Source organism: Streptomyces bauhiniae (genome assembly GCF_004784475.1).
Classification (GTDB): domain Bacteria; phylum Actinomycetota; class Actinomycetes; order Streptomycetales; family Streptomycetaceae; genus Streptomyces; species Streptomyces seoulensis.
The window spans coordinates 113,121-136,625 of record NZ_SRRT01000002.1; the positions used below are offsets into that span (position 1 = coordinate 113,121).

Genomic DNA, 23,505 nt, shown 5'->3' on the forward strand with positions numbered 1-23,505 from the left:
GAACCGCCGGGCGTCCGCCACAGACGAGCTGACTAGGGAGTGACCATGGGATACGCCCATGAGTACGCGACCGCGGTGATGCGGCGGGGCAGGGTCCCCATGGAGCCGGCCGACTTCGTGCCGGACTGGGCCGACCGGCCCCGCAAGGGCAAGTACTTCCCCGGTGTGCCCTCCTTCCCGCTGCCCGACGGCGGCTGCGCGGACGACGCCACGCTGGGCCGGGGCCTGTTCGGCGAGCCGGGCACGGGCGCGTTCACGCTGCCCCTGCTGGGCGCGATGCTCCGGGACTCCTACGGGCTGACCGGACGCCGGCTGGCCGTGCAGGCCAACACGGACCTGGGTTCGCTGCCGTTCCACACCCACGCCAACTGGTCGCGGGGCACCGCCTCGGGCGGCGGCCTGTACCCGATCGGCGTGCACTGGGTGAGCGGCGCGAGCGGCCCGCTCACACCGGGCGTCTACTACTACGACACCCCGCACCACCGGCTGAACCGGCTGCTGTCCGGCGACGTGACCGGCGAAGTCCGGTCCGCCCTGGGTGACTTGGCGGAGGCGGACACCGACCAGTTCCTGGTGCTGGGCGTGACCTTCTGGCAGAACGCGTTCAAGTACAACAGTTTCTCGTACCACGCCGTGACGATGGACATCGGCGCCCTGCTGGAGACCTGGCGGATGTGGGCGCGGGCGCACGGGCTGCGGCTGGGCACCGCGCTGTGGTTCGACGAGCCCCGCGTCGGGCGCCTGCTGGGCCTGGACCCGGCCGAGGACGGGGTGTTCGCCGTGGTGCCGCTGCGCTGGGCCGCGCCCGCGCCGGAGGCGGCCGCCCCCGAGACACCGGGAGCGGCGGTACGGCGGGTGCCGGACGAGCGTTCGCGGCGGACGCTGACCTTCCCGACCCTGGGCCGGGTGCACGAGGCCACGCTGGCGGGCGCCGCCGACCGGCCCGCCCCCGGCCGGCTGGACCCGGCGCTCGCGGCTCCGGCGGGGGACGGCGAGCGGGTGCCGCTGCCCGCTCCGGCGCCGCTGGACACCACCGTGCGGCGGGCGCTGCGGGAACGGCGCAGCAGCTTCGGCCGGTTCAGCGCGGGTGAGCCTTTGGACCCGGCCAAGCTGGCGGTGACGCTGGCCGCCGCCGTCACGGCCGCCACCCTGGACAGCGATGTGGAGACGCCGGGCGGGGCGCCGCTGACCCGGTTCCACGTCTTCGTCAACCACGTCCGTGACGTACCGCCGGGGCTGTACGAGTACGACCGGGACACCGGCGGGCTGGTGCTGCTGAAGTCCGGTGATTTCGGGGCGTTCCTCCAGGAGAACTACTTCCTCGCCAACTACAACCTGGAGCAGGCGGCCGCCGTGCTGGTGCCGGTGGCGCGGACGTACGCGGTGCTGGACGCCGTGGGCGACCGGGGGCTGCGGCTGGTCAACGCCGCCGTGGGCGCGATCGCCCAGGCCGTCTACACCGCCGCCTCCGCCGCCGGGACCGGCTGCGGGGTCGCGCTGGGCTTCGACTGCGTGTCGTACGCGGAGGAGTTCGGGGTGGCCGGCCGGGGCGAGGTGCCGCTGCTGATCATGATGATCGGCGAGGAGCGGCCCCGGCCCGCCGACTACCGCTACGACATCGTCGCCCCATGACCCGCCCGACCGACCGCCTCCTGCCCGGTCCGCGGGAGTCCCGACACGAAAGGGGCCGCACGGTATGAGCCCGGCCACCACAGCCGCCGACACCACTGTGACCCTGCACCGCCGTTTCATGCTGCGCGTGGCCGGTCTCCCGGTCGAGACCGTGAAGGTGCTGCGCGCCCCGGAGACCGCCGACTGGGCCGCCCGCACGGCCGCCGAGGAGGACAGGCTGCGCGCGCTGGGCGCCCGGCTGAGCGACCCCCTCTCCGCCGCCGTCGGCGCCACCGAGGACGCGGCCCTGCGCCGCCGCCTGCTCGCGCTGCGCCGCCAGGTCTTCAACAACCGCCTGCCCGCCGACCTCCCCGCCGCCCGCACCCTCGCCTCGGGACTGGACGGCGACACCGGCGCGGACCTCACCGCGTGGCTGGACGCGCGCCTGCGCTGGGAGGAGCTGCGCGCCGAGGGCGAGTCGGTGCTGGGCGGCGCGCTGGCCCGCACCCGTGCCGCGCTGCGCGGGCTGGCGCTGGACGACCGGCTGCGCCGGGGCCTGCTGCTGGCCTCGCCCACGCTGGAGGAGCGGCTCGACGCGTTCGCCGCCGACCGTTCTCCGGCGCCGGGCAAGCGGGCCCGGAAGATGGAGCGTTCGCTGCTGTCGTACCTGTACCGGACCGCCTGCAAGACCAGCCCGTTCAGCACGCTGACCGGGGTGGCGCTGGGCGGTTTCGCGGAGGGCGGCGACCTGACGGAGGTGGGTGACGGCTGGACGAGCCACCCCCGGCTCAACGTGGTCGTCCTCACCCGGCTCGCCGAGCTGATCGTGGCCGACCCGGCCCGGCGCGCCGACCTGCCGGTGGCGCCGGCCTCGGGCTGGACGCGGGACGACGACCGGGTGAGCTATGTCCGGCGGGCGGTCACGGCCGGGGACGACAGCGCGCCGGTCAGTTTCGACGCCGCCCAGGACCGGCTGTTCTTCCTGCGCCGGCAGGGCGCCCTCGACGGGATGCTGACGCTGCTGCGCGACACCGACGGCACCCTGACCCACGGCGACCTGGCCCGCTGGCTGGCCGCCACCACGGGCGCCGGCGAGGAGGAGGCGGGCCACTATCTGACGGCGCTGCGTGAACTGGGCATGCTGCAACTCCCGTTGCTGGACACGAGCGTGCACAGTCCCGACCCGCTGCGCGCTTTCCAGCGGGCGTTGCGGAGCCTGGGGGTGGAGTGGGCGGACACGATCGCCGCCCGGCTGGAGGGTCCGGCCGAGGCGGTCGCGCGGTACGGGGACGCCGATGTGCCCACCCGACGCGCCCTGCTGGCCGAGCTGCGTACCGCACTCGCCGCCCTGCAGACCCACTTGGGCGCCGAACGGCCCGTACTGCCGCAGACGTTGCTCTACGAGGACGTGTCGGCCGGTACCACCGGCGCGCCGCTCGCCGAGTGGGCCGAGCCGGTGGCCGCGCCACTGCGGTCGATCGGCCGGGTGCTGCCCGCCTTCGACGTGGCGCTGCCCCAACGGCTCACCCTCAAGGGCTTCTTCGTCGCCCGGTACGGGCGCGGTGGCCGCTGCGAGGACCTGCTGCGGCTGGTCCACGACTTCCACGAGGACATCTTCCGCCAGTACCTCCAGTTCACCGCGGCCAAGGACGGCTACCTGCCGGACGGCAGCCACGCCCCGGAGGAGAACTGGCTCGGCGTCCCGGAGATCACCTCCGTCGACCGGGCCCGCGCCACCCTCGCCGCCCGGATGCGGGAACGCTGGGCCGAACTCGCCTCAGAAGCGGAGGAGTTCGTACTCGACGACGCGACCGTGGACGAGATGGCCGACGCGCTCGGCGCCGCCGCGCCCGCGTTTCGTCCGCAGAGCCACTTCCTCCAGCTCGCCCGCCGCGAGGACGGCCCGCTGGCCGTGCTGAACAACTCCTACGGCGGTCTCTGCTTCCCCTTCACCCGCTTCACGCACTGCTTCGACGGCGCGGACGGCCCCGGGCTCACCAACTCCCTCCGGAACGCGCTGCGTTCGGTGCTGCCGCCCGGCGCGGTGCTCGCCGAGGTGACGGCCGGTGCCGCGACCACCAACCTCAATCTGCACGGCCGGCTGACCGACTACGAGATCGTCTGCCCCGGCGAGAACAGCACCGCTCCCGAAGCGGCCCGTCTCCACCTGGACGACCTGTACGCGGTGCACGACGAGACCGAGGACCGGCTGCTGCTGCGCTCCCGGCGCCTGGACCGCGAGGTCGTCCCGGTGTACCTCGGCTATCTGGTGCCGATGGTGCTGCCCGAGATCCCGCGCACCCTGCTGCTGTTCTCCCCCACCTCCCGCTCGGTGCCGGACGTGTGGCGCGGGGTGCCGACGGGCGAGGCGACGGACGGCGTCACCCGGCGCCCCCGCGTCCGCCACCACGCGCTGGTGCTCCAGCGGCGCTCCTGGACCGTCGCCGACGGCCGGCTCCCGCTGCGGGCGCCCGGCACCACGGACGCCGACTGGTATCTCGCCTGGCACCGCTGGCGGGTCCGGCACGGCCTGCCCGCCCGGGTCTTCGCCACCGTCCACGAGGAGACGGCGGACGGGCAGGGCGCGGCCTGGTTCGGCGGGTCCAAGCCGCAGTACGTCGATTTCGAGAGCCCGCTCTCGCTCACCGCCCTCGAAGGGCTCCTCGCCGGGAAACGGGCCCGGACCGTCTTCGAGGAGATGCTCCCCGCCGAGGACGAACTGCACGTCACCTCACCGCGCGGACGGCACGTGGCCGAACTCGCCGTCGAACTGCTGCCCGTACCGGCCACCCGAACCGAGGAGGACGCCACCCCATGACGACCGCTCCCACCGAAGCATCGGCCCTGCCCGGTCAGGCGCCCGGCGAGTGGCTGGCCGTGCACGTCTTCTACGCGGCCAGCCACCGCCCGCTGCTCGTCCAGTGCGTCCGCCCGCTGGTCGACGCCCTCACCGAGGAGGGCCTGCTCGCCGGGTACTTCTTCATCAACTACTGGCTGGAGGGCCCGCATCTGCGCCTCCGCCTCAAACCGGCCCGCGCGGCCGACACCCCCGTCGTCCGGGAGCGGGCGCACGCCGCGCTGGAGACGTTCCTGCGCGAGCGGCCCGCGCTGTACGAGGTGAGGGACGGCTTCTTCGCCGACCTCTACGAGACCCTGTTCGCCCTGGAGTTCGGCGAGGAGGAGCGCGCGGAGTACCTCGGCCCGGACGGCCGGATGGTGCTGCGCCCCAACAACTCCTTCGAGGACCGCCCGTACGAGCCCGAGTACGGCAAGTACGGCGGGCCGGCCGGGATCGAGCTGGCGGAGTGGCACTTCCAGCACTCCAGCGACCTGGTCATCGAGGCCGCTCGCTCGATGAACCTCCATCTGCGCACCGTACTGCTCGGGCTGTCCGCCCAGTTGATGATGGTGATGGCCGGGACGTTCCTCCGGGACGACGAGGCCCTGCTGTCCTTCCTGGACCGCTATCACACCTTCTGGAACCGGGCGTTCTCCAGCACCAACTACACCGCCGACGACGGCTACGACCGCGCGTACACCGCGATGGGCGCGAGTCTGCCGGGCCGGTTCCGGGACATCCGGGCGGCGGTCGCGGCGGGCGAGACCGGGCGGCTCCCGGTGTTCCTGCGCGGCTGGGCCGAGCACTGCGCCGAGCTGCGCGACCGGGCCCTGGCGCTGACCCGCGACGGCGCGCTGGTGTTCCGCTCCTGGGACGGCACCCGCGACCTGCGCCCCACCGACCCGGCGCAGGCGCTGCCGATGCTGCTCTCGCCGTATCTGCACATGACCAACAACCGGCTCAGCACGACCGTGCGCGACGAGGCGTTCCTGTCGTACGTGCTGGCCCGCGCCCTCCGGGACGGCGGCGCGCGGGGTGCCGAGGCCGACGCGGGCGACTCGCTGGCGGGCTGGCGTCGTGGGGGTGAGGGGTGACCACGGGGACGTTCCTGGCCAGCCGGCCCAGGGTGCGCCCCGATCTGGTGGCGGGGCCCCGGCTGGTGCGCGGTGCGGCCCGTATCCATCTGCTGAAGGACCCGCGTACGGGGCGGCGGCTGGAGCTGGGGCCGAAGGAGCACTTCCTGATCACCCGGCTGGACGGTTCCCGCACGCTGGAGGAGATCGGCGGGGAGTACGCGGGCGCGTTCGGGGCCCGGCTCGGGGAGGCGCAGTGGGGGCAGTTGCTCCGGCTGCTGCACGGGCGCGGTCTGCTGGAGGGCTCCCCCGCGCCGGCGGCAGCGCCCCCGGCCGGTCCGGAGCGGCCGCCGAACGGGATTCTGGCCGGGCGGACCCGCATGGTGGCGGACGCTCCCGCGCTGATGGACCGGCTGCACCGGCTCACCGCGCCCGCCCGGCGACCAGCCGTGCTGGCGGTGCTGACGGCGCTGGCGGTCGGCGTGTTCGTCGCCGTCGCGGCGCAGGCCGGGACGCTGTGGCAACAGACGGAGGAGACCGCGCGCCAGCCGGTGCTGCTGTTCGCGATCGGCTGTGTGCTGTGGTGCGGGCTGGCCCTGCACGAGCTGGCGCACGGGCTGTTCGCGCGGGCCTGGGGCGGGCGGGTCACCGAGATCGGGCTGCGCTGGATCTGCTTCACCACGTATCTGTACTGCGAGGTGGAGGACGTCCAGTTCCTCGGCAGCCGGGCCCGGAAGGTGGCCACGGCGTGCGCGGGCGTCTTCGCCAACCTGCTGTTCCTGGTGCCGTTCTACGCCGTGTGGGCGCTGCTCCCGTCCGGCGCCGAGGCCCGGCCCGCGCTGGGCGCGCTGCTGCTGCTCGGCACGGTCCTCGGCGTGGCCAACCTGCTCCCGCTGCCCCCGCTGGACGGCTACAAGGCGCTCGGGCACGCGCTCGGTGTGACCGCGCTGTCCGAGGGCGCCCGTACCTTCACCGGCCTCGCGGCGCGGGCGCTGTTCCGGCGGGGTCCGGGCCTGGCCGCGTACCCGGCGCGCCTGCGGCTGCTGTACGGCGGGTTCGCGCTGCTGACGGCGGTGCAGAGCGCGGCGCTGCTGGTGCTGTGCGGGGCGGCGCTGCGCACGATGCTGCCGGACGGCCTGGCGGTGCTCGCCTGGTCGCTGCCGCCCGCGCTGCTCGCCGCCGTCCTAGTGCTGTGGGTGCTGGGCGGGCTCGGCCGGCGCCTGCGGGACCGGCGTACCACCGAAGCGGCTCCGGCCGCCTCCCCCACGTCCGAACCGGGGCGCCACGTCCCGTCCGCAGTAGACCAGTTGAGGAAAGGCGAGATGAGCGCACCCGACAGCAGGACGGAGGCCGCCCCGCGCGGCGCCGCTACCGAGACCGTCGTCGCCCTGGACGGCGTCAGCAAGCGCTACGGGGAGGTGACGGCGCTCGACGGCGTCTCCCTGGAGGTGCGCCACGGGGAGTTCTTCGGCATCCTCGGGCCGAACGGCGCGGGGAAGACCACCCTGGTGGAGATCGTGGAGGGCATGCGGGAGGCCGACTCCGGCCGTGTCACCGTGTTCGGGCAGAGCCCCTGGCCGCGTGACATCGCGCTGCTGGCCCGGATCGGCGTCCAGACCCAGGCGTCGGCGTTCTTCGCCCGGCTGACGGCCGCCGAGCATCTGCGCACGGTGGCCGCGCTGTACGGCATGGCGCCGGAGGCCGCGAAGACCGCGCTGGAGCGGGTCGGGCTGACCGAGAAGGCGGACGCCCGGATCGACCATCTCTCCGGCGGCCAGCGGCAGCGGCTCGCGGTGGCCACCGCGCTGCTCAACGAGCCGGAGCTGATCTTCCTGGACGAGCCGACGGCCGCCCTCGACCCGGAGGCGCGGCGTGAACTGTGGGAGCTGCTGCGGTCGTTGCGTTCGGAGGGGCGGACGATCATCTGCACCACCCACTACCTGGACGAGGCCGAGGCGCTGTGCGACCGGGTGGCGATCATCGCCGGGGGCCGGGTCGTCGCGCTGGACACGCCCCGCAGCCTGATCCGCGCCCTGGCCGCGCCGACCCGCCTGCTGGTCCCCGCCGACAAGGTCTCCCCTGAGGCCGCGCTCGCGCTGACCGGCGTGGACCGGGCCACCGTGCAGGGCGCCGACCTGGTCATCGAGACGACGGTGCCCAACCGGGTGCTGCCCGCCCTCGGCGACCTGGTGGACATCGACTCGGTCTCCGTACGCACCCCCACCCTCGAAGACGCCTATCTCTCGCTGACCGGCACCGGATCGGAGCACCACCGTTGAGCGCCTACGCCGCACTGACCAGGGCCACCTATGTCGCGAGCGTGCGCGACAAGACGACCCTCTTCTTCACCTTCGCCTTCCCGCTCGCCTTCCTGGTGCTGTTCGGCCTGATCTTCCAGGGGGACAAGGTCAACGGCGGGCTGGCCTCCATCAACTACATCGCGCCGGGCGTGCTGTCCTGGGGCGTGGGCAACGCGGCCGTGTTCTCGGTGGGGTTCGCGCTGATGCAGTGGCGCCGGGACGACCTGCTCCGGCTGATCTGGCGCACCCCGACCCCGCTGCGCACCCTGCTGGCCTCGCGGTGGACGGTGGCGATGGGGGTGGCGCTGGCGCAGACCGTGCTCTTCACCGCCGTCGCGCTGCTGCCGTTCTTCGGGCTGAAGCTGATGGGGCCCTGGTGGGCGGCGCTGCCGCTGCTGGTGCTGGGGGTGACCGCGTTCCTCGCCATGGGGCTGGTGGTCGGCAGCCTGGCGGACACCCCGGAGGCGGTCGCGGCCATCGCCAACCTGGTGATGGTGCCGATGGCGTTCCTGTCCGGCTCGTTCTTCCCGGACGACCTGATGCCGGGCTGGCTGCGCACCGCCGCCAAGGTGCTGCCGCTGCACTATCTCAACGACGGCCTCACCGACGCCATGGGCGGCCGGGGCGACCTCGGGGACATCGCGCTGGACTGCGCGGGCCTCGCCGTGTTCGCCCTGGTCTTCGGGGTGGTCGCCACCCGGATCTTCCGCTGGAGCAACCGGACATGACGACGACGATGACCGCGCTGGAGGCCGCGCGGGCCGACCTCCACTCCCGGCTGGCGGTACGCGCCACGGCTGCCGGGCTGCCCGCGCCCGCCGTCTCCCGGATCGGCGACACCAACGTGCTGGGCGACACCGGGCTCCCCGCCGACCCGGCCACCGTGCACCTGACCGCGCAGGCCGTACTGCTCGGTCCCTGGGGCGGCACCCCGGCGGCCGGCCCGGCCTGCGGGACCTGCCTGGCGATGCGCCGCCAGCGGCTGCGTACCCGTACCGAGCGGGAGGCGCTGGAGACCGGTACGCAGACCACGGCGGCCGGGGCGTGGCCGGTGCTGCCGGACCACACGGTGGACGCGGTGTGGTCGCTGCACCGGCTGATCGCCTCCGGCGCCGCCCGGCACACCGCCGAGGGCCCGGACGCCGAGCTGCCTCAGGTCACGGAGGTGGACCTGGAGACGCTGCGGGTACGGACGTTCCCGCTGCTGCCGGAGCCGATGTGCCCGCGCTGCCGTCCCTTCACCGAGGAGGCGGCCCGGCGCGCGGCGGCGGAGGCGACACTCCCCGCGCCGGGTCCGCTGCCCAAGCCGCGCCCGGACTCCTACCGGCTGCGCCGGGCGTCGGACCATTCGCTGCCGGTGAAGGCGCTGGCCAACCCGGTGTGCGGGGTGCTGGGCGGCGGCACCTGGATCGACGTCACCTCCCCCACCACCGCGCCGGTCGCGGGCAGCGTCTTCATGCGGGGGTACGCCGGTCTCACCGACGTCACCTGGAGCGGCCAGGCCAACTCCTTCGCGGCCAGCCGCGACCTGGCCTTCCTGGAGGGCCTGGAGCGGTACGCGGGCACCCATCGCCGACACCGCGCGCCGGTGGTGACGGCCTCGCTGGACGAGCTGGGCGACCGCGCCCTCGACCCGCGCACCTGCGGGCTGTACGGTCCGCGCACCTACGCCGAGGACCCGATGGTCGAGCCCTTCGACCCGGCCCGGCCGATCCCCTGGGTCACCGGCTGGTCGCTGCGGGACGGCCGCCCGGTGCTGGTCCCGGCCCGGCTCGTCTATTACAGCGCGGGCACGGCCGCCGACAACTTCGTCTTCGAGTGCTCCAACGGCTGCGCCATCGGCAGCACTTGGGAAGAGGCCGTCTTTTTCGGCCTGCTCGAACTCATCGAGCGGGACGCCTTCCTGCTCGGCTGGTACGGCGATCTCCCGCTCCCCGAGATCGACCTGGACTCGGTGCGCTCGCCGGGCGTGCGGGCGATGGTGGCGCGGGCCGCGCTCCAGGGGTACGACGTGCATGTCTTCGACAACCGGGTGGACCTCCCGGTGCCCGTCGTCACCGGGCTCGCGGTCCGCCGCGACGACGCGCCGGGCTCCCTGGCCTTCGCGGCGGGCGCGTCCTTCGACCCGGAGACGGCCGTGGAGTCGGCGGTCTCCGAGATCCTGACCTACATCCCGCACCTGCCCGGCCAGGTCGCCGAACGGCCCGCCGAACTCGCCGCCATGACCGAGGACTTCGACCTGGTCAAGCGCCTCCCGGACCACGCGGCGCTGTTCGGGCTGCCCGCGATGCGGGTCCACGCCACCGGCTATCTGAAGCCGCCCCGCACGGCTCCGCTGGACGAGCTGTTCGCGTCCTGGGAGGAGCGGCGGCCGCGCACTGGTGACCTCCGTGACGATCTGCTGCTGGTGCGGGACCTGCTGGGCGGGGCGGGCTGCGAGGTGATCGCCGTCGACCAGACCACGCCCGAGCAGCGGCGGATGGGGCTGCGCACGGTGGCCACGCTGGCTCCGGGGCTGCTGCCGATCGACTTCGGCTGGCCGCGGCAGCGGGCCCTCACGATGCCGAGGCTGCGGACCGCGCCGTACCGGGCGGGCATGGTTCCGGCGCCGCTGCGGGAGGAGGAGTTGCGGCGGGTGCCGCATCCGTTCCCGTGAGCGGGGCAGGCGTTCTGCTCGTCGGGCGCGGGCCGTCGAAGGGGCCCGCGCACACCGGCGGTCCCCGGCGCGCCGAGGCGGGCCGGGGACCGTGGGTGCGAGCGCCTGGGTCAGGCGGTGCAGGAGGTGGTGCTGGTGGTGCTGGAGCAGGTGCTGGTGGAGGAACAGCTCGTGGACGAACCGAGCATGACCTCGCTGGCGTCCGAGTAGTCGGTGATCTCGAAGGTCTCCGACTCCAGGTCCAGGATCTCCTGGGCGAGGGAGGCGAGGGTGTTGTCAGCCATGGTGGCTCCTTCCGGGTCAGGTGACCTGCGGCCGGCCGGGACGGCCCCGTCCGGTGGTGCGCTGAACCAGCCGGAGGAGCGCGCCCCCCGACACCACCTTTCTACGCGCGTCCGGCACCAACTCCCTGACCGATGGCTGTCACTTCGCTGACACCCCCGTACGACGACCCCCTGGAGCCCCGCCGTGAGCAGCGACCAGTCCCGTCCGTCCGTGACCGTGGGCGGTGGTGTGCCGCCAGGTCTGGACGCCCTGCTGCCGTCCACCGCCGAGCTGTATCTCGACCTGCACCGGCACCCCGAGCTGTCCGGCGCCGAGGAGCGCACCGCCGCCCGGTTCGCGGACCGGCTCACGGCCGACGGCTTCCGGGTGCTGCGCGGGGTCGGCGGGCACGGGGTCGCCGCCGAACTGGCCAACGGCGACGGCCCGGCCGTGCTGCTGCGCGCCGAGCTGGACGCGCTGCCGGTGGCCGAGGAGACCGGCGTACCGTACGCCAGCACCGCGACCGCGCCGGGACCGGACGGGCGGCCGGTGCCGGTGATGCACGCCTGCGGGCACGACGCCCACCTGGCGTGCGCGGCAGCCGCCGCCCGCTGGCTCGCGGAGCACCGGGACCGCTGGCGCGGCACCCTGCTGGTCGTCGGGCAGCCCGCCGAGGAGACGCTGAGCGGCGCCCGCGCCATGCTGGAGGACGGCCTGTACGACCGGATCACCGCGCCGGACGTGGTGCTCGCCCAGCACACCGCCGCGTTCCCGGCCGGGATGGTGGCGCACGCCGACGGGCCGCTGATGGCGGGCAGCGTGACGCTGGAGGTGGTCTTCGAGGGGGACGGCGGGCATGCGGCCACCCCGCACCTGACGGCCGATCCGCTGCTGGCGGCGGCCGGTGCGGTGACCCGGCTCCCGGCCGTCGCCGCCCGCGAGACGGACCCGGCGGAGCGGCTGCTGGTCACCGCGTCCTCGCTGCGCGCCGGGGACACCGGGCGCACCGGCAACGTCATAGCCACCCGTGCCGAGCTGCGGGTCACCGTCCGCGCCCTGTCGGAGGCGGCGCTCGTCCGGGGCACGGCGGCGGTGGAGCGGGTGGTGCGCGCGGAGGCCGCCTCGGCCGCGCTGCCGCCGCGGGTCACCGTGCGCGAGCTGGCCCGCTCCGGGGTCACCCGGCCCGACCCCGGCGTGACGGCGGCCGTACGCGCCGCCCACCAGGCGGCCTTCGGCGCCGCCCGCGTCACCGGCTGGCCGGCGTCGTCGGCGACGGAGGACTTCCCGCTGCTCACCGGCGCGGGCGGCCATCTGCACGGCCGGCCCGGCATCCGGGGCGCCTACTGGATGCTCGGCTCTGTCGGCCCCACCCAGTGGGCGGCGGCCCCCGGCACCGGGCCGGCCGAGAAGTTCCGCGGCCTCCCCCACAACCACTCCCCCCGCTACCTCCCCAGCGTCCGCCTCACCCTGGACACCGGCACGGCCGCCCTGGTCACGGCCGCGCTGGCCCAGTTGGACCCGGCCGCGAAGTGACCGCCGTACGCGTGGCCCGGATCACCATCCGAATGCCGGACGGTACCGGCGGCGCGCCGTCATGGCCCGTAGGCTGATCCCCGTAGCTGGTTCGCCCCGTCCGCCAGGCGGGGTGTCGCAAGAGGGAACCCGGTGGGAATCCGGGACTGCCCCGCAGCGGTGAGCGGGAACGACCGCCGTCATACGCACTGGGTCCGACGCACGGACCCGGGAAGCGACGGCCAGTAGGTGTCCTCCTGGTGAGGACGCGCCCGCGAGTCCGAAGACCTGCCAACTGCCCGTGCGCGTACTCGCGTACGGAGTTCCGGTGACCTCGAGGGCGGGTCGGCGTACGCAACCAGACGGACCACCGCGCCGCAGCGCGCGGGCCGGGGCCGCCTGGCCGTCACCCCTTCACGTGCTCGTCCCGTCGCCGGGACCTCAGGGATTCATCTCGTGAAGGAGATCTCCGTGACACCGAAGTCCGCAGCCGCGGCAGCACGGTCCACCGTGTACGGCTACCCGCGTCAGGGCCAGGACCGGGAGCTGAAGAAGGCGATCGAGGGCTACTGGAAGGGCCGCGTCACCGCCGACGCCCTCCGGGCCACCGCGGCCGACCTCCGCCGCACCAACTGGCAGGCGCTCGCCGAAGCCGGGATCGACGAGGTTCCGACCGGCGACTTCTCGTACTACGACCATGTGCTGGACACCAGCGTGATGGTCGGCGCGATCCCCCAGCGGCACCGGGCCGCCGTCGAGGCCGACGCGCTGGACGGCTACTTCGCCATGGCGCGCGGTACGCAAGAGGTGCCGCCGCTGGAGATGACGAAGTGGTTCGACACCAACTACCACTATCTGGTGCCCGAGTTGGGACCGGACACCGTGTTCTCCGCCGACTCCGCCAAGCAGGTCGCGGAACTGAAGGAGGCCCTCGCGCTGGGCCTCGCCGCCCGGCCGGTACTGGTCGGCCCGGTCACCTACCTGCTGCTGGCCAAGCCCGCGCCCGGTGTCCCCGCCGGCTTCGATCCGCTGACCCTGCTGGACCGGCTGCTCCCGGTGTACGCCGAGGTGCTGGCGGATCTGCGCGCGGCCGGGGCGGAGTGGGTCCAGCTCGACGAGCCCGCGCTGGTGCAGGACCGGACGCCGGCCGAGCTGAACGCGGCCGAGCGGGCCTACCGTGACCTGGGTGCGCTGACCGACCGGCCCAAGCTGCTCATCGCCTCCTACTTCGACCGGCTCGGCGAGGCGCTGCCGGTGCTGGCCAAGGCGCCGGTGGAGGGGCTGGCGCTGGACTTCACCGAGGCCGCGGCCGCCAACCTGGACGCGCTCGCCGCAGTGGGCGGGCTGCCCGGCAAGCGGCTGGTGGCCGGTGTGGTCAACGGCCGGAACATCTGGGTCAACGACCTGTCGAAGTCCCTCGCCACCCTGGGCACCCTGCTCGGGCTGGCCGGCCGGGTCGACGTGGCCGCCTCCTGCTCCCTGCTGCACGTACCGCTGGACACCGCCCCCGAGCGGGACATCGAGCCGCAGATCCTGCGCTGGCTGGCCTTCGCCCGGCAGAAGACCGCCGAGATCGTCACCCTGGCCAGGGGCCTGGCGCGCGGCACGGACGCGATCACCGCCGAACTCGCCGCCAACCGGGCCGACCTGGCCTCCCGCACCGGCTCCCCGATCACCCGTGACCCGGCGGTCCGGTCCCGCGCGGAGGCCGTAACGGAGGCCGACGCCCGCCGCGCCCAGCCGTACCCCGAGCGGGCCGCCGCCCAGCGGGCCCACCTCCGGCTGCCGCTGCTGCCGACGACCACGATCGGCTCGTTCCCGCAGACCGGCGAGCTGCGCACCGCGCGCGCGGACCTGCGGGCGGGCCGGATCGACACGGTCGGGTACGAGGAGCGCATCAAGGCCGAGATCCGGGAGGTGATCTCCTTCCAGGAGAAGACCGGCCTGGACGTCCTGGTGCACGGCGAGGCCGAACGCAACGACATGGTGCAGTACTTCGCCGAGCAGCTCACCGGCTATCTCGCCACCCAGCACGGCTGGGTCCAGTCGTACGGCACCCGTTACGTCCGCCCGCCGATCCTGGCCGGCGACATCTCCCGCCCCGAGCCGATGACGGTCCGCTGGACGACGTACGCCCAGTCCCTCTCCGACCGCCCGGTCAAGGGCATGCTGACGGGTCCGGTGACCATGCTCGCCTGGTCCTTCGTCCGCGACGATCAGCCCCTCGGGGAGACCGCACGCCAGGTCGCCCTCGCCCTGCGCGACGAGGTCAACGACCTGGAGGCGGCGGGTACTTCGGTGATCCAGGTGGACGAGCCCGCGCTGCGCGAGACGCTCCCGCTGCGCGCCGCCGACCGGCCCGGCTATCTCGCCTGGGCCACCGAGGCGTTCCGGCTCACCACGGCGGGCGTCCGGCCGGAGACCCAGGTCCACACCCATATGTGCTACGCCGAGTTCGGGGACATCGTGCGGGCCATCGATGACCTCGACGCCGATGTCATCAGCCTGGAGGCCGCCCGCTCCCACATGCAGGTGGCCCGCGAACTCGCCGCGCACGGCTACCCCCGCGAGGCGGGTCCGGGTGTGTACGACATCCACTCCCCCCGCGTGCCGAGCGCGGAAGAGGCGGCCGAGCTGCTGCGTACGGGGCTGAAGGCGATCCCCGCCGAACGGCTCTGGGTCAACCCGGACTGCGGCCTGAAGACCCGCGCCTGGCCGGAGACACGGGCGTCCCTGGAGAACCTGGTGACGGCGGCCCGTACCGTGCGGAGTGAACTGCGCTAGCCCGACCACCCGTTCGTCCCGGCCCCCGCCGCGGGGCCGGGACTTACGACCAGGAGGTTTCCCCGAGTGACCAGTCGCCTGGTGCTCATCTCGCCCGCCATCGGCCCCGCGCTCCGGGAGGCCCGGTTCTACGACGGTTCCTCGTCCATCGACGACGCGACAGCCGCCCGGGCAGCAGGCGCGGCCTTCCCGGAGGCGGCCCGGGTGGTCCTGTCATCCGGTGCCCGGTGCCGGGCCACGGCCGAGGCACTGGGCCTACGCGGCACGGTGGCGACGGACCTCGCCCCACTAAACACCGGCCGCTGGCGGGGCCGCACCCTGGCCGAGGTCGCCGCGACGGAGGGGGAAGCACTGACCCACTGGCTGACCGACCCGGACTACCCGGCACCGGACGGCGAGTCGGTACAGGACCTGTGCGCACGGGTGGGCCACTGGCTGGAGTCAACGCCCGAGGGCCGCACGATCGCCGTCGTGGAGCCCGAGGTGGTGCGAGCGGCCGTGGTCCACGCGCTGGGCCTACCCACTGGCACCTTCTGGCGGCTGGACGTGCCACCGCTCACCGCGACGGAACTCTCGGGACGAGCGCGCCGCTGGAACCTGCGGTTGGGACGACCGCTCGGGGGTGAGTAGGTGTCTTTGCACTCTGGCCGGTAGGTGTGTGCGAGTAGGCCATGCCGCGGCGCCGGGACGGATACATGCTCGCCGCAACTGCCGGGACTATGAGCCACTGCCTCAACCCGCCGAAGCCGAGCCAGTCCGAGCACCGCGAGGTCCTCGTCGAGCCACACCGTCGCGTTCGTGACAAGGACGACTGGGCAATGCTCCCGGACCTGACGCAGAAGGCTGACGACAGCTTCGTCCGCCCAGAAGCCGGCTTCGGTGAACGCCTTGGCCAGCGCGTGAGCGTCACGCAACGAAACATGGGATCTGAGGCCATGCACGATCGACTGGGCCCACTGATCTCTGGTGATCTGCCCGAGCAACAGGGGCAGGTCGTTCTCCGGCGCGAATCCGATAGCCGCCGTGATGCCCTCCGGCAGGCCCGCTGCCTCCTCCAGGCGTGTCACCTCGACGGTGTCATAGAAGCGGATCACCCCGTCGAGGTCACACAAGACGGCATCGAAGGGGAGGTCACGGGCGCCTATCGCGGTATCCACACTGCATGAATACCACTGGACACCTACTGAGTAGCGGCGCCTGTCTTGTCGTTGATCTGGAAGGTGATCACGTCGACTGCGTCGGTTGCCGCCAGGTCCGGGTAGTGGCCCTGGAGGGCTTCCCGGAGTTCGGTTACGGTCGTCAGTCCCTCGGCCTGGGCGTCCTGGTCGGTAAGGTCGCCGACCAGGCAGTGCCTGATGCCGGTCACCTCTGCCGGCAGGACGACCTCGGGGTCGCTTTCGAACACCAGCCGTGCGGGCCCAAGTTGGGCCGCGTCCCGGAAGCGGGTGGTCCTGGTCTTGGCGCCGGAGCGGACGGCTTCGAGGTAGCGGGGATTGAACCGGATGATCGGGGGACCGGCCGTCTCGGGGTCTTGATAGAGCGACGGGTCGAGCTCGCTCATGCCTTCCGGAGTCCATCGCTGAGTCAGCGGCATCAGGTCGGCGGCGAGAACGGACCTGGGCCCCTCGGGCGTGGGCACGATGACGCGCATGGTGGGGTAGTAGTCGACGAAGACCTGCCGATCGCGCCCGCACAGGCCGATGACCCCGCGCCCGTGATTTCCCACGGCGACGATGCAGCGCATCTGGCGGGCGCCCTGGACTCGTGCGGCGCCCAGAGCCACGAGTTCCGCGCAGGGGCCGCCGGTGAAGTGGTAGAGGTTCACTCCGGCGAACATCCGGTAGTCGGCGGCCATGACCGCCGCGCCCATCGTGTGGACCCCGTCTTCGTCGGGCCCGGCGTCGGTATGCGCGTCTATCGTGCGGCGTGCCAGCTCTACCAGCTCACGCTCGTCATCATCGAGGGCTCGTGCGGATGACGGTACGTACACGGTTTCAGCCTTCTCTTCCGCCAGCAGTCGCCGAAGATCATTCCACGCCACGCAGGTGGGCTCCACGGAATTTCGGCGGAGGCTGACCTACGAAAAGAGGATGCGACACAACTGAGTGAAAAGGGGCCCCGGGAAACTCCGGGGCCCCTCCTCACATCCCTGGCTCAGTGGGAGGCGGCGACTGCCTGGCCCGTGCTGCGCTCCGCCGCAGGGCGGGGGTTCAGCAGGCGGTCGGCCAGCTCGCCGAAGAGGAGGCCGAAGGCGGTCCACAGCACTGTCTGGATGGCCAGTGCGGAGAGGCGGAAGCGCCAGAGGAGGGTGGCCGGGAAGTGGTCCGGGACCTCGTTGATGACCGGGAGGAAGGCGTAGGCCAGACCGATGGCCACCGCGAAGGCGGCCACGGCCGTGAAGGTCGCATACCAGTTGCCCAGGCGGGGGGCGAGGCGTTTGCCGAGGAGGGTGGCGCCGATCGCCAGGAGGATGCTGAGCAGCATCATCAGGAAGTACAGCGTGGTGCGCTTGCCGATGGTGTCCGGGTCGCCGACCGAGGGCGGGTTGGCCGGGTACTTCAGGAACGGTACGACGTACACGGCGAGCAGCGCGGTGCCGGACAGCAGCAGCGCGGTCGCGCGGGGGCCGAAGCGGCCGACGCGGCCGAGCGCGAAGCAGTAGGCGAGCGCGGCGATGCCGCCGAAGGCGACCCCGTAGACGAGGACGCCGGTGGCCAGTCCGGCGGTGGACTGGAGGGAGCGGGAGACGACTTCGACCTCGTGCTCGTGGGAGTGGTGGCCCTCGAAGCTGATGGCGCTGTCCACGTTCGGCTCGCCGAGGAAGTACGCGGCGATCAGGGCGAGCACTCCGGCGCCGAGGCCGGCGAGCATGCCCCGCACGAGGAGGTTTCTCACGGTTGCGGAGTTCATGGGTGTGCGGCGTCCCTCGCGTCAGTGGCAGGGGAAGCCGAGCAGGTGGCGGGCGTCGTGCACCCACTCGTGGACGTCCGTGCCGTTGAACACGGAGGTGGCGCCCTGCTCGGCGCCGACGAAGTACAGCAGGACCAGCATGAGCACGCCGAAGAAGACCGCCCAGGGCGCTATCTCCTTCAGCGGCAGCTTGGCGGGAACGGCGGGGTTTCCGGCTGTCGGCTGAGCGACGGTCTGCGCCATGGCAGTACCTCCTCTGGGAGTTCGCGTCCCATCTCGGTGGTGCACAGGACGACGGCCACGGGTCTGACTCGCGCGGCCCCTTGAGGGACCGCGCACACAGTGGCGCGACCGTGCCGGTTTCTCACCGGCTTCCGTTTCGCCGTCGTCGATATCGCCCCGACGGTACCGCGTGCGCCCTGCCTGGCCAAGAGCGCACCCCCACGGGTGATCTTCCTCTCCCGAGGGGGCGTCCGCACCGGGTACGGATCAGAAGTCGTCGGCGCCGTTGCGCAGTTCGGTCGTCCAGTAGCCGGTGAGCGTCTTCGCGGGGTCGACGGCGAGGCCGCCGCCGGCCGAGGAGTCCACCGCGATGACGGTGGAGTCGCCCTGGAGCACGAGCTGGAACGCGTTCACCACCTCGTTGTCCTCGTCCACCCCGCCGTCGGACAGCTTGACCAGCACGAACGCCGGGTCACCGGGGTTCAGCACGGTCGGCACGGCCGGCTTGCTCTTCGCCACCGACGGCACGTCCTGCTTGTGGCTCTCCAGGAACTGGATGTGCGGGAACCCGGCCATCTCGCACCGGTGACCCGAGGTGTTCCGCGCGGTCAGGATGATGTGGGTGTACGGCGGCCCGTCCTGCCGCTCGGAGCTGACCTTGACGTCCTGAGCCCGGCAGAGCGGGGTGGCGGTGCCCTTCTTGGCCCCGGAGGACGGGGAGTTGGACTTGTGCGCGGTCCCGACGGCGGTGCTGGTGCCGGAGCCGGTGTTGTCGCTGGTGCTCGTGCCGGCGGCGGCGGACGCGGGCGCGGAGACCGTCTCCTTGGCCACGGGCGCCGCCCCCTCGGCCTTGGCCCCCTCCCCGCTCTGGCAGGCGGACAGCGACAAGGCGAGCGCGGCGGAAGCAGCTACGGAGAACAGTGCCGTACGGCGCGAAGCGTTCATGATTCATTCCCCCGGGAGGTGAAACGCGGACAACGGCCCATCCGAACCGCCGGCCAGCCCCTGACCTGCTGACACCCCCACTCTCCCCACCCCCACTGCCGTCCCACTGACGTCCGGCTAACGTCCCTCTGACGCAGAGCCGGGGCCGCTGCCGTCCGCCGGATCAACCCGCCCCAGCACCTCGGCCAGCGCCACCCCGTCCCGCAGGGCGACGATCCGCCGCATCCGCAACTCCGCCCGCGTCCGGGGCCGGTACTTCGGCTCCTTCCGGCACCCGCAGCCCGACCGCCCGTCGAACCGCAGCCCCTCCCCCAGCACCGCGGCGACCACGGACCATCCCGCGACATCCCGCCTACGCGGCGGAGCGAAGTCGCGCCCGGCACAGACCAGCGGCCGGGCACAGTTCGGGCACGCGTGCTCCCGGTCCGCATGCCGCTTGAAACTGACCCGGCACGAGAGGCACGCGTAGTGGAGCTTGTAGGGGTTCACGGCGTAGAGGCACACGGGGTCACCGTAGCGACCGCTACAAGTCCTCTCCCGCCAGCCTCCGTACCGCCTCCTCGTGCCGGCGTCGGTGGTCCGCTCGGCCGCTCACCCGCAACAACGCCTCGAGGGCGCGGACCGCGCCTTCGTCGTAGCCCGTGGACTCCGCTTCGTCGGCGGCGCGTTCGAGGAGGTGGAGGGCTTCGGGTTTGTTGCCGAGGGCCAGGTGGGCTTCGCCGCAGACGGTGTGGAGGAGGGAGGTGCGGGCGGCTTCCTCGTGTTCGGGGCCGAGGTTCAGGGCGGTTTGGGCGACCCCCAGGGCCGCGTCCGGGGCGCCGGAGGTGAGGTGGGTGCGGGCGAGGTGGAGGAGGGCGAGCATCTCGGTGTGGGGGTTGCCCTCCTCGCGGGCCAGGGTGGCGGCTCGGGTGCAGTTGGCCAGGGCCGCGTCCAGGTCGCCCTGGGCGGACTGGACCACGGCCAGGTTGATGAGGGCGGTGGCCTCGCCGAGGCGGTCGGCGGTGCGGCGGGCCAGGGCGGGTGAGGGTTCGAGGAGGGTGAGGGCGTCAGCGAGACGCCCCTCCTCGCTGAGGACCCAGCCCAGCAGGGTACGGACGCGGGACTCGGCGTACGGGTCATCCACGGCCCGGGCGCACTCCAGGGCGGTGTACAGCAGCGGCACCCAGTTGTCCCGCGAGCGCCAGACGACCTGCGGCCACTGGAGGAGAATGATCCGCCAGGCCCGGTCGTCCAGCCCGGCGGCCCGCGCGGCGGACACCGCCCGTGCCAGGTCCTCCCGCTCGGCGGCCAGCCAGCCCATCGCCTCCGCACGGTCGGCGAAGTCCCGTACGGCGGACGGGCGTTGAAAGCCCGCGGGCAGCGCGAAGCAGGGCTCGCCGCCCGGCTGGGCCGTCTCGGCGGCGGCGAGGGCGGTGGCGATGTAGTGGTCCAGGACGCCCCGGAGGGCCTGCGGGCCGGTCGCGGGGTCGAGGTCGCGGGCGTAGAGGCGTACGAGGTCGTGCAGTTCAAAGCGGCCGGGCGCGGTCTCGGTGACGAGGTGGGCGGCGCCGAGGCGTTCGAGGGCACGGGCGGCGGCCGGCGGGTCGGTGCCGGCGAGGGCGGCCGCGGTGTAGGAGTCGAAGTGGGTGCCGGGGTGGTGGCCGAGCCGGCCGAAGTGGCGCGCGGCCTCGCCGGAAAGGTGCTGCACGGTCAGCCGGAGGGCGGCCGGCACCCCGGTGTCGTCGACCGCGAGGTGGGCCAACCGGCCGCGCTCGTCGGCCAGTTCGTCCGCGAGGTGGGCCAGGCTCCACTGCGGGCGCCCCGCGAGCCGGGCCGCCGTCACCCTGAGGGCCAGCGGAAGCCCCCCGCAGAGTTCCGCGAGCCTGCGCGCCGCCACCGGCTCCCCGACCACCCGTTCCTCCCCGAGGACCCCCGCGAGCAGCGCCGTACCGTCCTGCGCGTCCAGCGTGCCGAGCGGGACGGGCCGGGCCGCGTCGGAGGCGATGAGCCCCTCCAGGCGGTGGCGGCTGGTGACGACGGTGACGCAGTCGGCGCCGCCGGGCAGCAGGGCGCGGACGGTGGCGGAGTCGCGCGCGTTGTCCAGGACGACGAGCAGCCGCAGCCGGTCGGTGAGGGTACGGAACAGCGCGGCGGCGGCCGCGGCCGATTCCGGTATCCGGCGCGGCGGCACCCCGAGCGCGAGCAGGAACTCGCGCAGTACCTCGGTCACCGCCGGCTCGCCGGTGTCGCTGAAGCCGTGCAGGTCGGCGAAGAGCCGCCCATCGGGGAAGGCGTCGGCGTTGCGGTGCGCCCACCACAGCGCGAGGGCGGTCTTGCCGACCCCGGCGGGCCCGGTCACCAGGCACACCGGCGCTTCCCCGGCGGCGGCCCGGCCGAGCGCGGCGAGTTCCGCACCGCGCCCGTGGAAGCCGCGGGGCGCGCGGGGCAGCAGGTCGGCGTGCGCCTCGGCGGGCACGAGCGCGGGACGCGGCGGTACGGGCGGCCGCACCGGTTCGGCCACGGGCTCGGCCTGGGTACGCGCGGCCGGCAGCTCGGGTACGGGGTCGCCGCGCAGGATCAGCCCGTAGGCGTCGGCGAGTTCACGGCCGGGGTCGATGCCGAGTTCGTCGGCGAGGAGCCGACGGGTGCGGTGGAACCAGTCGAGCGCCTCCGACTGCCGGCCCGCCTGGTACAGGGCGGTCATCAGCGCGGCGGACAGCGACTCGCGCAGCGGATGCGCGACGGCCTCGGTACGCAGCACGGCGGCGGCCCGGTGATGCTCGCCCAACCTGCCGTAGGCGAGAGCCAGTTGCTCCACCGCGGAGAGCCGGGACTCCTCCAGCGAGTGCGCGGCGGCCTGGAGCGGCGGTCCGGCGAAGGCGCCGCCGAGGGCGGGGCCGTGCCACAGCGCGAGGGCGTCGCCGAGCATGAGCACCGCGTCGGCGGGGTCGCGCTGTTCCCGGGCGAGGGTGAGGAGTTCCTCGAACCGCTGGGCGTCGACCAGGGTTTCGGGCAGCCGCAGCGCGTACGCGTCCCCGGCGGTGAGGAGTTCGACGCCGTACGCCTCCGCGTCGCCCTCGGCGAGCAGGGCGCGCAGCCGGGACACATGGCCCTGGATGACACCGCGCGCCTGGCTCGGGGGCTCGTCGTCCCACAGGCAGGCGGTCAACCGGCCCATCGGCACCGGGGTGTTGGCCGACAGCAGCAGCGCCGCGAGCAGGCTGCGACGCTTGGCCGGACCGAGCGGCAGCGGTCCTCGGCGGGTGTCGACGGAGACGGTGCCAAGCAGCCGGAACTCCACGGGGCATTCCTTCCGAGGCGGCCGGTACGGGAGAAAACAGCAGCATATCGGGGGGTTGCCCGGCGCCCTGCGGGGGTTTCGCGCCCCAGGGTGCGTACGCTGCTGCCCGTGCCGTCCTCCCGTTTCCGCCGTGTCGCCGTCCTCGTCCTGGAGGGCGCCAAGCCGCTCGACGTGGGTATCCCGGCGCAGGTGTTCACGACCCGCGCGAGCATGCCGTACGAGGTGCGGGTGTGCGGGGCCGCGCCGGGTCTGGTGACAGGCGGCGACGGTCTGTCGTACCACGTGGCGCACGGGCTTGAGGCGCTTAAGTGGGCGGACGTGGTGTTCGTGCCGGGTTACCGGTTCCCGGACCGGGAGGACCCGCCGGAGCCGGTGGTGGCGGCGCTGGTCGCGGCGCACGGGCGGGGTGCTCGGCTCGCGGCGATCTCCACGGGGGCGTTCGCGCTGGCGGCCACCGGGCTGCTGGACGGCAGACGGGCCACCACGCACTGGCACTACGCGCGCGCCCTGGCGGCCCGGTATCCGCTGATCCGGGTGGACGAGAACGTGCTGTTCGTGGACGAGGGCAGCGTGCTGACGTCGGCGGGCGCGGCCTCCGGCATCGACCTGTGCCTGCACATGCTGCGCGGCGAGCTGGGCGTGGCCGCGTCCAACCACGCGGCCCGGCGCCTGGTCGCAGCGCCTTACCGCAGCGGGGGTCAGGCGCAGTACGTGCCGCGCAGTGTGCCGGAGCCGCTGGGCGAGCGGTTCGCCGCGACGCGGGAGTGGGCGCTGCACCGGCTCGGTGAGCCGCTGAGCCTCCAGTCGCTGGCCCGGCACGCGGCCGTGTCGCCGCGTACGTTCTCCCGGCGGTTCGCGGAGGACACCGGGTACACGCCGATGCAGTGGGTGACGCGGGCGCGGGTCGACCTGGCGCGGGAGCTGCTGGAGCGTTCGGAGCGGAGCGTGGAGCAGATCGCCGACGAGGTGGGGCTGGGCACCGGCACCAACCTCCGGCTGCACTTCCAGCGGGTGCTGGGGACCACGCCGAGCGACTACCGGCGGACGTTCGCGCGGGGCGAGTAGCCCTGGCGCGATCCTTGTGAACCATGGCGCTCCTGCCACTCCCG

Annotated in this window: 18 protein-coding genes and 2 riboswitches; of the genes, 11 read left to right on the forward strand and 7 right to left on the reverse strand. The window is 73.6% G+C overall.

The genetic code is table 11. The features are described 5' to 3' along the window. The first annotated feature begins 45 nt into the window (after positions 1-45). From E5083_RS05825 to E5083_RS05850, 6 genes are all read left to right on the forward strand, one after another. Positions 46-1,632, forward strand: a complete 1,587-nt coding sequence (locus tag E5083_RS05825) for a SagB family peptide dehydrogenase (RefSeq protein ID WP_135784520.1) — start codon at positions 46-48, stop codon at positions 1,630-1,632. 64 nt (positions 1,633-1,696) lie between these two features. Further along, complete coding sequence (locus tag E5083_RS05830) at positions 1,697-4,429, forward strand: lantibiotic dehydratase (RefSeq protein ID WP_135784521.1); 2,733 nt, start codon at positions 1,697-1,699, stop codon at positions 4,427-4,429. Continuing rightward, positions 4,426-5,544, forward strand: coding sequence for a lantibiotic dehydratase C-terminal domain-containing protein (locus E5083_RS05835; protein ID WP_135784522.1), 1,119 nt, complete (start codon positions 4,426-4,428; stop codon positions 5,542-5,544). Before E5083_RS05830 ends, E5083_RS05835 begins: the two co-directional genes overlap by 4 nt. Beyond that, on the forward strand, positions 5,541-7,802 hold the full coding sequence (locus tag E5083_RS32210; RefSeq protein WP_425276695.1) for an ATP-binding cassette domain-containing protein: 2,262 nt from the start codon (positions 5,541-5,543) through the stop codon (positions 7,800-7,802). The genes E5083_RS05835 and E5083_RS32210 overlap by 4 nt, the downstream gene beginning before the upstream one ends. After that, on the forward strand, positions 7,799-8,551 hold the full coding sequence (locus tag E5083_RS05845; protein ID WP_135784523.1) for an ABC transporter permease: 753 nt from the start codon (positions 7,799-7,801) through the stop codon (positions 8,549-8,551). Before E5083_RS32210 ends, E5083_RS05845 begins: the two co-directional genes overlap by 4 nt. Beyond that, a complete protein-coding gene (locus E5083_RS05850; protein ID WP_208753980.1) occupies positions 8,548-10,479 on the forward strand; it encodes a TOMM precursor leader peptide-binding protein in 1,932 nt (643 codons plus the stop codon). The genes E5083_RS05845 and E5083_RS05850 overlap by 4 nt, the downstream gene beginning before the upstream one ends. Positions 10,480-10,589: 110 nt before the next feature. Here E5083_RS05850 and E5083_RS05855 read toward each other — a convergent pair whose 3' ends face one another. Beyond that, positions 10,590-10,763 carry a thiazolylpeptide-type bacteriocin gene (locus E5083_RS05855; protein WP_031179489.1) on the reverse strand — a complete coding sequence of 58 codons (174 nt, stop codon included), beginning with the start codon at positions 10,761-10,763 and terminating at the stop codon, positions 10,590-10,592. 184 nt (positions 10,764-10,947) lie between these two features. Between E5083_RS05855 and E5083_RS05860 the strand changes: the two genes are divergently transcribed. From E5083_RS05860 to E5083_RS31100, 4 genes are all read left to right on the forward strand, one after another. Continuing rightward, positions 10,948-12,276, forward strand: a complete 1,329-nt coding sequence (locus E5083_RS05860) for an amidohydrolase (RefSeq protein WP_244317394.1) — start codon at positions 10,948-10,950, stop codon at positions 12,274-12,276. A gap of 70 nt (positions 12,277-12,346) precedes the next feature. Beyond that, positions 12,347-12,565: riboswitch (cobalamin riboswitch) on the forward strand. 161 nt (positions 12,566-12,726) lie between these two features. Beyond that, the gene (gene metE / locus E5083_RS05865) at positions 12,727-15,039 is read left to right on the forward strand and encodes a 5-methyltetrahydropteroyltriglutamate--homocysteine S-methyltransferase (protein WP_135784524.1); all 2,313 of its coding nucleotides are present in this window, start codon (positions 12,727-12,729) and stop codon (positions 15,037-15,039) included. Between the two features lie 66 nt (positions 15,040-15,105). Further along, positions 15,106-15,669, forward strand: coding sequence for a histidine phosphatase family protein (locus tag E5083_RS05870; RefSeq protein ID WP_135784525.1), 564 nt, complete (start codon positions 15,106-15,108; stop codon positions 15,667-15,669). Between the two features lie 65 nt (positions 15,670-15,734). Next, positions 15,735-16,205 (forward strand): hypothetical protein, encoded by a 471-nt coding sequence (locus tag E5083_RS31100; RefSeq protein ID WP_167513473.1) that lies wholly within the window; start codon positions 15,735-15,737, stop codon positions 16,203-16,205. A gap of 14 nt (positions 16,206-16,219) precedes the next feature. Here E5083_RS31100 and E5083_RS05880 read toward each other — a convergent pair whose 3' ends face one another. The 6 genes from E5083_RS05880 to E5083_RS05905 form a co-directional block, all read right to left on the reverse strand. Beyond that, positions 16,220-17,080 (reverse strand): ASCH domain-containing protein, encoded by an 861-nt coding sequence (locus E5083_RS05880; RefSeq protein ID WP_135784526.1) that lies wholly within the window; start codon positions 17,078-17,080, stop codon positions 16,220-16,222. 113 nt (positions 17,081-17,193) lie between these two features. Continuing rightward, a complete protein-coding gene (locus E5083_RS05885; protein WP_135784527.1) occupies positions 17,194-17,949 on the reverse strand; it encodes a CbtA family protein in 756 nt (251 codons plus the stop codon). Positions 17,950-17,970: 21 nt separating this feature from the next. Beyond that, complete coding sequence (locus E5083_RS05890) at positions 17,971-18,192, reverse strand: CbtB domain-containing protein (RefSeq protein ID WP_135784528.1); 222 nt, start codon at positions 18,190-18,192, stop codon at positions 17,971-17,973. Positions 18,193-18,228: 36 nt separating this feature from the next. After that, positions 18,229-18,380: riboswitch (cobalamin riboswitch) on the reverse strand. Between the two features lie 58 nt (positions 18,381-18,438). Further along, complete coding sequence (locus tag E5083_RS05895; protein WP_135784529.1) at positions 18,439-19,116, reverse strand: DUF4232 domain-containing protein; 678 nt, start codon at positions 19,114-19,116, stop codon at positions 18,439-18,441. A gap of 117 nt (positions 19,117-19,233) precedes the next feature. After that, positions 19,234-19,446, reverse strand: a complete 213-nt coding sequence (locus E5083_RS31645) for a hypothetical protein (protein ID WP_244317395.1) — start codon at positions 19,444-19,446, stop codon at positions 19,234-19,236. 193 nt (positions 19,447-19,639) lie between these two features. Continuing rightward, positions 19,640-22,396 carry an AfsR/SARP family transcriptional regulator gene (locus E5083_RS05905; protein ID WP_135784531.1) on the reverse strand — a complete coding sequence of 919 codons (2,757 nt, stop codon included), beginning with the start codon at positions 22,394-22,396 and terminating at the stop codon, positions 19,640-19,642. Positions 22,397-22,504: 108 nt separating this feature from the next. On the opposite strand from E5083_RS05905, the gene E5083_RS05910 reads away from it, so the two are divergent. After that, the gene (locus tag E5083_RS05910) at positions 22,505-23,461 is read left to right on the forward strand and encodes a GlxA family transcriptional regulator (RefSeq protein WP_135784532.1); all 957 of its coding nucleotides are present in this window, start codon (positions 22,505-22,507) and stop codon (positions 23,459-23,461) included. Positions 23,462-23,505: the final 44 nt, after the last annotated feature.